General features: G+C 72.9%; 14 protein-coding genes and 1 tRNA gene. 9 read left to right on the forward strand and 6 right to left on the reverse strand.

All coding sequences use genetic code 11. The annotated features are described in order from the left end of the window. The 4 genes from ACIP89_RS22020 to ACIP89_RS22035 all read left to right on the forward strand — a co-directional run bounded on the left by ACIP89_RS22020 (position 1) and on the right by ACIP89_RS22035 (position 3,882). Complete coding sequence (locus ACIP89_RS22020) at positions 1–1,125, forward strand: aminotransferase class V-fold PLP-dependent enzyme (RefSeq protein WP_401928490.1); 1,125 nt, start codon at positions 1–3, stop codon at positions 1,123–1,125. 2 nt (positions 1,126–1,127) lie between these two features. Next, the gene (locus ACIP89_RS22025) at positions 1,128–2,291 is read left to right on the forward strand and encodes an alanine racemase (RefSeq protein ID WP_402116275.1); all 1,164 of its coding nucleotides are present in this window, start codon (positions 1,128–1,130) and stop codon (positions 2,289–2,291) included. A gap of 10 nt (positions 2,292–2,301) precedes the next feature. Then, positions 2,302–3,543, forward strand: coding sequence for a phosphopentomutase (locus ACIP89_RS22030; protein WP_402116277.1), 1,242 nt, complete (start codon positions 2,302–2,304; stop codon positions 3,541–3,543). A gap of 87 nt (positions 3,544–3,630) precedes the next feature. Continuing rightward, positions 3,631–3,882 carry a hypothetical protein gene (locus ACIP89_RS22035; protein WP_402116278.1) on the forward strand — a complete coding sequence of 84 codons (252 nt, stop codon included), beginning with the start codon at positions 3,631–3,633 and terminating at the stop codon, positions 3,880–3,882. A 398-nt stretch (positions 3,883–4,280) separates the two neighbouring features. Here ACIP89_RS22035 and ACIP89_RS22040 read toward each other — a convergent pair whose 3' ends face one another. Both ACIP89_RS22040 and ACIP89_RS22045 read right to left on the reverse strand, forming a co-directional pair. Continuing rightward, positions 4,281–4,820, reverse strand: a complete 540-nt coding sequence (locus ACIP89_RS22040; protein ID WP_402116279.1) for an AAA family ATPase — start codon at positions 4,818–4,820, stop codon at positions 4,281–4,283. Between the two features lie 40 nt (positions 4,821–4,860). Then, positions 4,861–5,664 carry a sulfite exporter TauE/SafE family protein gene (locus ACIP89_RS22045; RefSeq protein WP_402116281.1) on the reverse strand — a complete coding sequence of 268 codons (804 nt, stop codon included), beginning with the start codon at positions 5,662–5,664 and terminating at the stop codon, positions 4,861–4,863. Between the two features lie 93 nt (positions 5,665–5,757). Here ACIP89_RS22045 and ACIP89_RS22050 point away from each other — a divergent pair, with 93 nt between their 5' ends. After that, complete coding sequence (locus ACIP89_RS22050) at positions 5,758–6,549, forward strand: AraC family transcriptional regulator (protein ID WP_401928478.1); 792 nt, start codon at positions 5,758–5,760, stop codon at positions 6,547–6,549. On the opposite strand, the gene ACIP89_RS22055 is transcribed toward ACIP89_RS22050, so the two are convergent. Continuing rightward, the gene (locus ACIP89_RS22055; protein ID WP_402116283.1) at positions 6,550–7,758 is read right to left on the reverse strand and encodes an MFS transporter; all 1,209 of its coding nucleotides are present in this window, start codon (positions 7,756–7,758) and stop codon (positions 6,550–6,552) included. Between the two features lie 54 nt (positions 7,759–7,812). Between ACIP89_RS22055 and ACIP89_RS22060 the strand changes: the two genes are divergently transcribed. Beyond that, positions 7,813–8,556: an AraC family transcriptional regulator gene (locus tag ACIP89_RS22060; RefSeq protein WP_402116284.1), complete on the forward strand. Its 744-nt coding sequence runs from the start codon at positions 7,813–7,815 to the stop codon at positions 8,554–8,556. Positions 8,557–8,607: 51 nt separating this feature from the next. Next, a complete protein-coding gene (locus tag ACIP89_RS22065) occupies positions 8,608–9,264 on the forward strand; it encodes a GNAT family N-acetyltransferase (protein ID WP_402116286.1) in 657 nt (218 codons plus the stop codon). Here ACIP89_RS22065 and ACIP89_RS22070 read toward each other — a convergent pair. Further along, the gene (locus ACIP89_RS22070; protein WP_401929061.1) at positions 9,240–10,352 is read right to left on the reverse strand and encodes an alkene reductase; all 1,113 of its coding nucleotides are present in this window, start codon (positions 10,350–10,352) and stop codon (positions 9,240–9,242) included. The two genes, ACIP89_RS22065 and ACIP89_RS22070, sit on opposite strands and share 25 nt — an antisense overlap. Before the next feature lie 53 nt (positions 10,353–10,405). On the opposite strand from ACIP89_RS22070, the gene ACIP89_RS22075 reads away from it, so the two are divergent. Further along, the gene (locus ACIP89_RS22075; protein WP_402116288.1) at positions 10,406–10,804 is read left to right on the forward strand and encodes a MerR family transcriptional regulator; all 399 of its coding nucleotides are present in this window, start codon (positions 10,406–10,408) and stop codon (positions 10,802–10,804) included. 83 nt (positions 10,805–10,887) lie between these two features. Here ACIP89_RS22075 and ACIP89_RS22080 read toward each other — a convergent pair. After that, positions 10,888–10,961, reverse strand: a tRNA-Met gene (locus ACIP89_RS22080). A gap of 150 nt (positions 10,962–11,111) precedes the next feature. On the opposite strand from ACIP89_RS22080, the gene ACIP89_RS22085 reads away from it, so the two are divergent. Beyond that, complete coding sequence (locus ACIP89_RS22085) at positions 11,112–11,300, forward strand: DUF6381 family protein (protein ID WP_401928466.1); 189 nt, start codon at positions 11,112–11,114, stop codon at positions 11,298–11,300. A 101-nt stretch (positions 11,301–11,401) separates the two neighbouring features. Here the strand turns inward: ACIP89_RS22085 and ACIP89_RS22090 are convergent, their stop codons facing one another. Further along, a complete protein-coding gene (locus ACIP89_RS22090) occupies positions 11,402–11,800 on the reverse strand; it encodes a DUF6221 family protein (protein ID WP_401928464.1) in 399 nt (132 codons plus the stop codon). Positions 11,801–12,004 lie beyond the last annotated feature (204 nt).

The following is a 12,004-nucleotide window of genomic DNA, read 5'->3' on the forward strand; positions in this document are numbered from 1 at the left end:
ATGAGCCCCGTACCTCCCGTGCTCCCCGCCACCTTCCCGCTGGCGACCGTGGATCTGGACGACGCCGTGGCCAGGCAGTTCCGGCTGCTGGAGGCCACCGCCGCCCATTTCGAGGGGCAGCAGCTGTTCTCGTCCGACGCGGGCGTCGTACCCGGTCTCGGCCGGCCGCGCACCACCGCCCGGGTAGAGGCCGTGCTCGCGGACTTCTTCGGGGCCCAGGACGCCGCCTTCGTCCAGGGCGCGGGCACCGGCGCGATCCGGGCCGCCCTCAACGCGGCCGTCCGGGCGGGCGACCCACTGCTCATCCACCGCGCCCCGGTCTACCGCACCACAGAGGTCACGCTGCGGGGCATCGGCGTGCACACCGTCGAGGCCGACTTCAACGACGCGACGGCGCTCCGCGAGGCCCTGGAGTCCGGGCGCTTCCGGTGGGCGTACGTCCAGCACACCCGGCAGCGGCTCGCGGACTCCTACGATCCGGCGGAGGTCATCGCCGCCTGCCGGGCCGCCGGGGTGCGCACGATCGTCGACGACAACTACGCCGTGATGCGCACGCCCGCCGCCGGGGTGGAGCTGGGAGCCGACGCCTCCTGCTTCTCCCTCTTCAAGCTGCACGGGCCGGAGGGCGTCGGCCTCGTCGTCGGGGCGCGCGACCTGGTCGAGCACGTCCGCCGTGACAACTACTCCGGCGGCGGGCAGGTCCAGGGCCACCAGGCGCTCGACGCCCTGCGCTCCCTCACCCACGTTCCGGTCATGTGGTCCGTGCAGTCCCGGGTGGGCGCCGAGGTCGCGGAGCGGCTGGCGGCCGGCGAGGTGGACGGGGTGGCGGAGGTACGCATCGCCAACGCCCAGGACCGCTGCCTGCTCGTACGGCTCGACCGGCCCGTCGCGGCGGGACTGCCCGCCGTCGCCGCGCGGTTCGGCGCCGCCCCCTACCCCGTCGGCTCCAACTCCCGGTACGAGATCGCGCCGCTCTTCTACCGGATGTCCAGCTCGGCTCTCGACGACGCCCCCGAACTGGCCGACTGGACCGTACGCATCAACCCGATGCGGGCGGGCGCGGACCTCGTCATCGACATCCTGCGCCGCTCGCTCGCCGCCCTGGACGACCCGAAGGACGACTGACCGTGTTCCTCGACACCGTACTCACCCGCAATCCCGGGCTCGTGGACGCCGCGGCCGCCCTGCACCGGAACGGCGACATCCCGCCCGACACCTACGTCGTCGACCTGGACGCCGTCGAGGCCAACGCCGAGCTGCTGGCGGCAGAGGCGGACCGCCTCGGCATCAGCCTCTGGTTCGTCGTCAAGCAGCTGGGCCGCAACCCCGAGCTGATCCGGGCCATCGCCCGGCACATCCCCCGCTCGGCCGCCATCGACCCGGCGGAGGCCCGCACCCTGCACGCCGCCGGAGCCCGGCCCGGCAACCTGGGGCACCTCGTCCAGATCCCCCGGCGCGCGCTGCCCGAGATGCTGGCCTGGCGCCCGGAGACCGTCACGGTCTTCGACCTGGCCAACGCCCGCGCCGTGTCCGAGGCGGCCCGCGAACTGGGCTTCGTCCAGCCTGTACTGATCAGGCTCGAAGGGGCCGAGGGCGACGTCTATCCCGGTCAGGAGGGCGGCGTACCGCTCGGCCGCCTGGACGCCTTCGCCAAGGAGGCCGAGACACTGGGCGGCATCCGGATCGACGGCGTCACCGCCTTCCCCTGCGTACTGTGCGACCCGGTGACGGGCGTGCCCGCCGCCACCCCCAACTTCGGCCTGGCGACCGAGGCCCGCGAACTCCTGACCGCACGCGGACACCGCGACCTCAAGCTCAGCGCCCCCAGCGCCACCTCGATGGCGTCCCTCCCGCTCCTCGCCGAACTGGGCGCCACGCACGGCGAGCCGGGCCACGCCCTCACCGGCACCACCCCGCTGCACGCGGTCGATCCGGCCCAGCCGGAGAAGCCCGCGTACGTGTACGTGAGCGAGGTCGCCCACACCCTGGACGACGGCCGACCGGCGATATTCGGCGGCGGCTTCTACCCCCGCGCGCACATCCGGAGCGCGCTCCTGCCGCGCACCGGAACCCGGCTGGGGGTCCAGAACGCGCCCGCCGAGAACATCGACTACTACCGGCTGCTCGACGCGCCCGGCCGCGCGGCGGACGCCCGTGCCGGGGACACCGCGCTGCTCGCCTTCCGTACCCAGATCTTCGTCACTCGCTCGACCGTCGCCGTCGTCTCCGGGCTCGCCGCCGGCACCCCCCGGCTGAACGGGCTGTACGACGCACACGGCCGAGCCCTGTAAGGAGCACCTCATGGCCAAGACCGTCATCGTCGTCATCGACGGATTCGGCGTCGGCGCCATGCCCGACGCGGGCACCCTGCGCCCCGGCGACCTCACCGCCGACACCTGCGCTCACGTACTCGACCACTGCCGGGCCGCTTTCGGGCGGCCGTTGCGCCTGCCGGTGCTCGGGGCGCTGGGGCTCGGGCTGGTCCACCCGCACCCGGACCTGGCGCGCCGCACCCATCTGCCCGTCGCCGCGGGCAGGGCCGCGCTCGGCTACCCGGGCGCGGACACCTTCGCGGGACACCAGACCATGATGGGCGCCGACTTCAGCCGGGTGACGGTGGCCCGGCTCGCCGACCACCTCGACGAGGTGTCCGGCGCTCTCACGGCCGCCGGTCACCGGGTCGAACGCCTGGACGGCAAACCGCTGCTCGTCGTCGACGGGGCGGTCCTGGTCCACGACAACCTGGAGGCCGATCCGGGAATCAACTGGAACGCCTCCGGCCGCCTCGACGACCTCCCGTTCGACGGGCCCGGCGGCATCCTCGCCATCGCCCGTACCGTGCGCGCCGTGGCCCCGGTCGCGCGGGTCATCGCGGTCGGCGGCCACGCGGACGGACCGCTCCGCGACTTCGTCCGCCCCGGCGACGGGGAGACGGTCGGGCTGGACACTCCGGCCACCGGCTTCTACCGCAACGGCGGCCTCCAGGTGCAGCACCTGGGCGCCCCGCTCGACCACACCCGCCAGCTCCCCGAGCTGGCGGCTCGGGCCGGGATCCCGGTCACCCTGGTGGGCAAGGCCGCCGACATCCTGGTGTGCGGGGCGGCGATCCGTCATCCGGCCGTCGCCACGGCCGACGTGCTCTCGCACACCCTGGACGCGGTACGCGCGGAGGGCGACGCCCTGGTGGTCGCGAACGTCCAGGAGACGGACCTGGCGGGCCATCAGCAGGACACCGAGCGGTACGGGCAACTGCTGGAACAGGTGGACGCCGGGCTGGCCGGGCTCGTGGCACTGCTCGCGGACCCGGGCGACCGGCTGATCGTCACCGGCGACCACGGCAACGACCCCACGATCGGCCACGCGCACCACACCCGGGAGTACGTCCCGGTGCTGATCCACCGGCCCGGCGCGGACGGCGTGGAACTCCTGCCCGACGCAGACAGCCTGGCGGACGTCGGAGCCACCGCCGCCCTGTCACTGGCGCTGGACCCGGAGGGCCTCGCCGGAGGCACCCCGCTGCACACGGGCCGCCGCGCGGCCTGATCCGAACGGGAGGCTCCGGGCCCCGGACGGGTGACGTGGCCTCCATAACCTTCCCCGGGGGCGGCGGAGCGGCTATGTCTGTTGCCCATGCTCACGAACCTGCTGCGCGCCGGGGCGCCGGTCGCCCTCGCCGCCCTGTCCCTCACACTGACCGGTCCCGCAGACGCCGTGGAGGGCTCCGCGGCACACCGGGCGAACCCGTGCGCCACCGTCCTCGCGCCTCTCGGCTCCGTCTGCGTCCCGGCGCCCAAGCAATGCTTCACAACGCCGTGCTACCAGTACGACATCGTGCCGATCCTTTCCACGCCCTGGCCGCCGGGCCGGGCCCGCACCGCCTGATCAGTCCTTGTGACCGGCGGGCGATCCGCTCGACGAGGCGAAGCAGCGGCGCCCGGGGCCGGTTCCGTAGGCGGCGAGCAGTGGGCTTTGCCTTGCGGGAGCCGTTGTCGCCTACGCGGCGACGGTCCTGATCACAGTGACCACCGAGTGGTCGTGACTGCCTGGTTCCGCCGGGCGTGATGCGAGTGGGGAGCGGTTCTCACAGGAGTTCCACGGTGAGTCGGGCCGCCCCACGAACGGGGAGTGACCCCGTCTGCCCTTCGCGTACGTCACTGCGGCGCGAGGCCAGGGTCCGTCCCGACGGCCGCGGCCGCCGGCGGAAGCTGACGGCCCATCACCAGCCGCGGGCCGGGCTGGGCTGCCCGCCCGGTGGGAGCAGCCCTGCCCCGGTCAGCCGGTCACAGCCAGCCTGCCTGCTCGATGACCGATGCGGCGATGCCGGTGACCGAACCCGTGGTCGTGTCGACGGTGAAGTCGTCGACCGTCGAACGGTCGAGGATGGCGTCCAGTTCGCCGCACCGGTCCAGATGCCATCGCAGTGCTTCGGGTTCGCCGTCGTGGCGGCGGGTCAGACGCCCACGAAGGACAGCGGGATCGGCCCTGAGCCGGCACACCGTGAGTCCGGCGCCCACGGCCTCGGCCAGTCGTCGGCGCTCGTCGGGCTGCTCGATCACACCCGCGAGCACGAGACGGGTCGCGCCCGCGTCGAGATAGTTGGCGGCGACGCTCCGCACGTTCCGCAGCAGCAGGCCGAAGTTGAAGCGGTCACCGGGCAGCGCGGGCCACGACTGTCTCAGGCTGTCGAGGTCGAGCACCGCGTGGGAGATCCCGGCGTCGGCGAGGAGGTCACCCACTGCCTCGGCGACGGTCGTCTTGCCCACGCCGACGGTGCCGTTGACCAGAAGGGCGGAGGCATCGCCGTTGCCGTGTACACGCATTGCGGCATCCTAGTGTGGCGTCCCGGCCGGACCCCCGGCCCTACGCCGCGAGCGGCATCGCCACCATCACCGTGGCCAGCAGTCCGACATACGCCCAGGCATGGGTACGGTCGGCGATCCGAGGCGGGCGCCGGCGCAGCACCGCGATCACCGGCAGAGCCCCGAGAAGCAGCGCGGAGGCGGCGCGGAGGTCGACGAGACCGGCCAGGTGCGCGTGCGCCTCCGCGGCGGCGGGGACCGAGGCGCCGCACAGCGACACCGCGGTGGCCGGGAGCGCGATGGCGAGGGTGAGCGGGTTGGCCAGGGCGGTCGCCACCCGCATCGGGTGCCCGGCGCGCCGCATCGCGGGGACGGTCATCACGCTGCCGCCCACGCCCAGGAAGGCCGCGACCGCGCCGACCGGCGCGCCCAGGAGCGCGGGCAGCGGGCGCGGAGTGCCGGGGACCTCCTCGGCCCGCGGGCGCGGGCGCAGGAATCCCGGGCGCAGCAGCAGGTCGACGATGGTCAGGGCGACGTACCCGACGAAGGCCCAGCGCGCCGGACCGGCCGGGGCGAGCGTAGCGGCAGCGGCTCCGGCCGAGGCGCCGGCCGCCAGGAGGAGGAGCAGCGCGCCGCTGCCGCGGAGTGCGCGGAGCACCTGCCGGGGTGTGACGGCCGTCGCGAAGCCCGCGTTCACCACCATCACCAGCGCGGAGGTGGCCGTCGCCACCCGCATCGCGTCCCCACCGAGTGCGGCGTCCGCCCACACCACGACCGGCACCGCGACGAATCCGCCGCCGAATCCGAACAACACCGTCGTCAGCCCCGTGAGGAGTCCGATCCCTGCCAATGCCACCACGTCCATGGGCACCACTCCATCAGCGCGGGCGGGCTGCTCGCATTCGATGACCGGCACCGTTCCTTCGCGTTTCGGCCAGCGGCGTGGAAGGCTGGAACGGTGAAGAACGTTCCCCTGGCCGACGTGGACCACATCGACCGGGCCGTCCTGCCGATCGGCACGGACTACCCGCCCGGTCACGTACTGGACTGGCACGAACACCGGCGCGCGCAGTTCCTCTACGGCGCCACCGGGGTGATGGTCGTCGACACCGCCGACGGCACCTGGACCGTTCCGCCGGAACGCGCCGTTCTGATCCCGGCAGCCACCCGGCACCGGGTCCGCATGCTGGGAGTGAGTACCAGAAGCCTGTACATCGAGCCGGCCGCGGTCCCCTGGTGGCCGGTGACCTGCACGGTCGTGGACGTCTCCGCGCTGCTGCGCGAACTGCTCCTGGCCGCGGTCGGGTTCGAGAGGGATTACGCGCTGTCCGGACGGGAGGGGGCCGTCGCCGCGCTCCTCCTCCACGAGATCGCCGAGCGCGCCCCCCTGCCGTTCCACGTCGGGATCCCCGCATCCGCCGACCTCGCGAGCCTCTGCCGCGAGTATCTGGCCGCCCCTGACGCGACGGTCACCAACACCGCGTGGGCGGCGCGGACGGCCATGAGCGAACGGGCCTTCACCCGGCGCTTCCGTTCCGAGACGGGCGACAGCCCCGCTGTCTGGCGGGCGCGCGCCCGGCTGCTCGCGGCCGTCGCGCTGTTGCGGACCGCGTCGGTGAGCGAGGTCGGCGGCAGGCTCGGCTACGCCTCCCCCGCCGCGTTCACCGCCGCCTTCACCCGCACCTTCGGCCAGCCGCCGTCCCGCTTCACCGGTGACCGGCAGGGCGCCGGGAGCCGGCGCCGCTCCTGATCAGGAGGCCCCTCGCCGGACAGGAGGACCGGCCGGCCGCGCCGCCGCAGGCTTCGCAGCGGTCAGCTTCGGCGCGGTGGGCTCGGGCAGTGTGCGGAACAGCAGCCAGCTCAGGGCGGGCATCAGGATCAGTGGTGTCAGGGCGGTACGGAGGGAGGTCGCGTCGGCGATACCGCCGATGAGGGGGCTGGCCAGGCCGCCGATGCTGACGGTCAGCCCGAGGGTGATCCCGCTCGCGGTGCCGACGCGGGTGGGCAGGTAGTCCTGGCCGAGCGTGACCTGGAGCGAGAAGGGGACGTACAGACCGGCGGAGGTCAGCACCACGCATATGTAGACCGCCGGGCCGGGTACGTACACGACCCCCGCGACGGCGGCCACCGAGACGAGGTACGACCAGCGGGCGACCACGACCCGGTCCCAGCGGTTGGCCAGACTGCCGCCCAGCACCGAGCCCACCGCGCCGCCGAGATAGAGCACGAACAGCGCCGCGGTGCCGGCCGAGGTGCTGCCGCCGAGGCGCTGCTTGACGTAGAGCGAGATGAAGGTGCTCAGGCCGATGAAGGCGATGGACCGGCAGACCACGGCCAGCGACAGCTTCACGAACGACGCCCTGTCGTCGGCATCGGCCCCGGCCGCCGCGCTGCCGGAGCCGTCCCGTGCCGTCCTCTCCAGCGCCCGCAGGACGGGCAGGCACAGCACGCTGCCGACCAGAGCCGGCACCACGAACAGCGGTGCCAGGCGCAGGCCGCCGGAAGCGGCGACCGCGGTGACCATGAGCGGGGCGGCGGCGAAGCCGAGGTTGCCGCCGACCGAGAACCAGCCCATCGCGGTATGGCTGCCCCGGCTGACGAGCCGCGCGACGCGGGCGGACTCGGGATGGTAGGCGGCGACGCCGACACCGGACACGGCCACGAACGTCAGCGTCAGGGCATAGGAACCGCTCACACAGCTCAGGGCGATGCCCAGCCCGCCGAGGATCGTGCTCACCGGCAGCAGCCAGGGCATCGCCCAGCGGTCGGTGAGCAGTCCGAACACCGGCTGGGCCACCGACGACAGCAGGGACGCGGCGAGCACGACCCCCGAGACCGCCGCGTAGCTGTAGGCGCGTTCGGCGACGAAGAACGGCACGAGCGACGCGACGGCGCCCTGGTAGATGTCCACGCAGGCGTGGCCGACCGACAGCATGAGGATGGTCCTGTTTCTTGGCACATCGCCATGTTCATCGCCGGAGGACATGACGCGCTTCCGATATACTGCCAAGCAATGACGGAAATCCGCCACGAGCCCGTGGCTCCGACCCGCACCCTGTGGCTGGCGTCCGGAGCGGCCATCGACGCCCACCGCCACGACGGCCACCAGATCGTCTACGCGGGCCGGGGAGTACTGGCCGTGACGACCGGCAAGGGCACCTGGATCGCACCGGGCACGCGTGCCATCTGGGTACCGGCCGGCACCGTGCACGCCCACCAGGCCCATGGCGAACTGGAACTGCACCTGGTCGGTCTGGACGCGGGTGACAACCCGCTCGGCCTGGACGAGCCGACCGTGCTGGCGGTCGGTCCCCTCCTTCGTGAGCTGATCCTCGCCCACACGCGTATCCCGTACCACGACGGGCCCGAGCGCGGCAGGCTGCGGGCCGTGCTGCTCGACCAGTTGCGGGCCTCGCCCCAGGAGCCCCTGCACCTGCCCACTCCGACCGCCCCTCAACTGCGGGCGGTGTGCGAGATCCTGCGCACGAATCCGGCCGACGACCGCACGCTGGCCGCACTGGGCAGGGAGGCCGGCGCCAGCGACCGCACGCTCTCCCGCCTGTTCAAGGCCGATCTCGGCATGACGTTCACGCAGTGGCGCACCCAACTGCGCCTGTACCACGCGCTGGTCCTGCTCGCCGAGAACATCCCGGTGACCACCGTGGCCCACACGTGCGGCTGGTCGTCAGCCAGCGCGTTCATCGATGTCTTCCGCCGCGCCTTCGGGCACACACCGGGCGCGCACCGGCCCCGCTGACCTCCTCGACACCTACCCGCGTCTTCGTGCGGCCCGTGGCAGGGTGTGCGCATGACTATTGAGGTTCGCCCGGCTTCGGTCTTCGAGGACACCCGCACTCTGCTCGGCCCGAAGTCACTTGCTTCCACCGTCTGTTGGTGTCTCAGCCACCGCATCCCCGCGAAGCTGAGCAACGAGCTGCGGGGTCCGGCCCGGAGTGAGTACGTGGCCGAGCTGTGCCGTAAGCAGCCCCCTCCGGGGGTGCTGGCCTACGACGGCGGGGAGCCGGTCGGCTGGGCCGCCGTGGCTCCCCGCTCGGACACCTCCTTCGCGCGCAGCCGCAAGATCCCGCACGTCGACGACCTGCCGGTCTGGTCCCTGTGGTGCGTCCGGGTGCGCCCCGGCCACCGGAAGAAGGGGATCTCGCACGCGCTCATCGCGGGTGCGGTGGAGTTCGCCCGCGCCCAGGGAGCACCGGTGATCGAGGCGTATCCGCTCGACAACGGCGACGCCAGGGTCGACCTGACGATGGCGTACGCCGGGATCCGGAAGAACTTCGAGCGTGCCGGGTTCACCCACGCGGCCGACACCACCTCGGTGCTCGCCGGCCATCCCCGCGTCCTGATGCGGCTCGACCTGCGCTGCCCGTCAGCTGCCCCGGCGCGCCCGTCTGCGCCGAACCGCCGTCATCCGGTGCGCGTGGTTCACGGACGGCCCAGTGCGGGGTAGTCGTTGTAGCCCTCCGCCCCGTGCACGTGCATCAGCAGTTCCGGGCGGATCTCGTTGAGGGGCGCGCCGGTGCGCAGCCTCTCGACGAAGTCGGGGTTGGCGAGGAAGCCCCGGCCCAGCGCGATCAGGTCGGCGCCCTCGGCCAGCAGCCGCTCGCCCCGCCGCTTGCCGCCGTCGGCCGCGCCCTCCTCGCGGGAGAGGACCGGGTTCGCCATCAGGGTGCCGGGCCAGGCCTTGCGGATCCCGGCGAAGAGCGCGCTGTCCGGGTCGGCGTAGACCAGGTGCAGATAGACCGGGTCGATGCGCGCGAGGGCGGGGAGCAGCGCCCGGTAGATGTCCTCCGTGTCACCCTCCTCGACACTGTTGACGCCCACTCCGGGTGAGATCCGCACGCCGACCCGGTCAGGGCCGATGGCTTCGGCCACGGCCCGAACCACCTCGGTGGTGAACCGGATCCGCCCCTCCGCCGGCCCGCCCCAGCCGTCGGTCCGGCGGTTGGTGTTCTTCGCCAGGAACTGCTGGAGCAGATGGCCGTTGGCGGAATGCACCTCCACACCGGCGAACCCGGCCTCGACGGCGTTGCGTGCGGCGGTGGCGAAGTCCGCGATGGTGGACCTGATGTCGCGGACGGTCATCGCGCGGGGTTCGACACCGCGCTGCGGTCCGCTGGGGGTGTGCAGCGCTTCCGGGAACCGTACGGCGGAGGGGGCGAGCGGGATGTGGCCGCTGGTGTCGGGGTGGCCGACCCGGCCGCCGTGCTGCAACTGGAGGAACATCCGGGTGCCGGAAGCCGCGCGCACCGCGTCGGTGACACGGCGCCAGCCGGCGATCTGGGTGGAGCTGTGGATGCCGGGGATGTGGGGGTAGGTCTGGCCGACGGGGTTCGGCGTCGTGCCCTCCGCGATGATGAGGCCGGCCGAGGCGCGCTGCGCGTAGTGGGTCGCCATCAGCTCGCCGGGAACCCCGTCGGCCCCGGCCCGGTTACGGCTCAGCGGTGCCATGACGAGCCGGCTGGACAGCTCCAGGGGGCCGAGGCGGGCGGGCTCGAACAGCCGGGATACGGCGGGGGCCTGCTGTGTGTTCGTCATGCCGGTAACGTAGAACCTGACATTGATGTCAGGTTCAAGTCGCGGGGTGGGAAGTGCGTATCGGAGAACTGGCTTCACGCACAGGTGTCAGCGAGCGGTCGCTGCGTTATTACGAGGAGCGGGGACTGCTCGCGTCCAGCCGGACGCCCGGCGGCCACCGGGACTTCTCCCCATATGCCGTCGATCGCGTCATCCGCATCCAGGAGCTCTACGCGGCAGGGCTCCACAGCTCAGCGATCGGGCGGATCCTGCCCTGTATGCGGGACGACGACGGGGGCCCGGCCGCCAACGCCACCCCGGCGCTGGTCGCCGAACTCACCACCGAGCGGGACCGGATCGACCGCACCGTCAACGACCTGCTCCGCTCGCGCGACGTCCTGGACCAGGTCATCAGCACCGCTGCGGCCGGGAGCGCTCCGGTCCCGCAGGGCCAGGAGCGGCCCCGGGGGTGAGAGGCGGTGGGTCCCCGCCCCGGACCGGCCGGAGGAAACCAGCAGGGCCCGGAACCTTGTGGTTCCGGGCCCTGCTGCGAAAGTAGCGGGGACAGGATTTGAACCTGCGACCTCTGGGTTATGAGCCCAGCGAGCTACCGAGCTGCTCCACCCCGCGTCGTTGTGATCCCCACCCTACGCCACCTCGGCGGGCGTCCCGACCACCTCGCGGCGCATTCGTAGCAGTCGGTCACCGTTCGAGATGCAGGTGCGCGGGAGCGCTGATTCGCTGGGGGCGTCGGCTCTCCCCCGAGATCCAGGAGTGATCATGAGTGTTGCGGACGAATCCGGAGGCCGCGCCGAGCGTATTCGCGCCAAGGCGCAGGAAATGCAGGAGGCCGCCGAGCGGGCCTCCGATCCACATGAGCGGGAGCGCCTCAAGGACAAGGCGCGCCGGCTCCAGGAGCGAAGTGATCAGGTGAGCACGAAGGGCGACGGCGGCATGAATGCCCTCTGAGCATCCCGGTGAGGTCCCCGTCGGCCGCCGTCCGCGGGTGCGGTGGTCACCGGGGCCGGTGGGCGGCCGGGCAAGAGCGCCGCGGCGGCCCGGCCGCGTCGCTACTGGGTGAACCGCGGCAGCCACTTCACCTGGTAGTCCGGGTGTCCCGCGTGCTCGGCGGCCATCTGCCGGACCACGAACCCCAGGCCGAAGGCGCGCCCCGAGGCGAAGTCCCGCTCGGGGCGGTCGGTGTCCAGCGCGGCCACCTCCGCGTACTCGTCCAGGAGCACGCGGCTGGTCTCGATGCGCTGGAGAGTGCGCGCGGGATCCTGCCGGGCGATGTGGTGATTGTAGCCGTGCGTCCGCAGACTGAACGCGATCGCGCCGGCGCGGTCGTGGATCTCGCCCGGCACCTCGGCCGGACACCGCCAAGCCTCACCACCGGCCGCACGCGCGACGTCTTCTTCCTCGTCGAGACGCGCCCGGACGAACGCGACCAGGCGGACATTGTCTGTCATCAGGTTCTGAATCCTTCCCACTCGGCCCCGCACCTCAAGGGGCCGTGCTGGAGAGTATCCCGCCGCGCCGGGTGCCCCGTAGCAGCTCATCGCCCGCCGTGTGTCCGCCGTTGCGCACGGGGCCGCGGGGCAGGTGTCCCCGGCCCGGCGTGAGGACCGGAGAGACGGCCGGAGGCCCCACAGTCCCGGAGGGAACCGGTGGGG

This window comes from Streptomyces sp. NPDC088730 (assembly GCF_044751215.1).
Lineage (GTDB): Bacteria > Actinomycetota > Actinomycetes > Streptomycetales > Streptomycetaceae > Streptomyces.

Coding starts and splice junctions, on each gene's coding strand:
- ACIP89_RS22040 (WP_402116279.1), bottom strand. CDS start 4,820: ATGCGTGTACACGGCAACGGCGATGCCTCCGCCCTTCTGGTCAACGGC.
- ACIP89_RS22090 (WP_401928464.1), bottom strand. CDS start 11,800: ATGACAGACAATGTCCGCCTGGTCGCGTTCGTCCGGGCGCGTCTCGAC.
- ACIP89_RS22070 (WP_401929061.1), bottom strand. CDS start 10,352: ATGACGAACACACAGCAGGCCCCCGCCGTATCCCGGCTGTTCGAGCCC.
- ACIP89_RS22085 (WP_401928466.1), top strand. CDS start 11,112: ATGAGTGTTGCGGACGAATCCGGAGGCCGCGCCGAGCGTATTCGCGCC.
- ACIP89_RS22020 (WP_401928490.1), top strand. CDS start 1: ATGAGCCCCGTACCTCCCGTGCTCCCCGCCACCTTCCCGCTGGCGACC.
- ACIP89_RS22060 (WP_402116284.1), top strand. CDS start 7,813: ATGACGGAAATCCGCCACGAGCCCGTGGCTCCGACCCGCACCCTGTGG.
- ACIP89_RS22035 (WP_402116278.1), top strand. CDS start 3,631: ATGCTCACGAACCTGCTGCGCGCCGGGGCGCCGGTCGCCCTCGCCGCC.
- ACIP89_RS22045 (WP_402116281.1), bottom strand. CDS start 5,664: ATGGACGTGGTGGCATTGGCAGGGATCGGACTCCTCACGGGGCTGACG.
- ACIP89_RS22030 (WP_402116277.1), top strand. CDS start 2,302: ATGGCCAAGACCGTCATCGTCGTCATCGACGGATTCGGCGTCGGCGCC.
- ACIP89_RS22065 (WP_402116286.1), top strand. CDS start 8,608: ATGACTATTGAGGTTCGCCCGGCTTCGGTCTTCGAGGACACCCGCACT.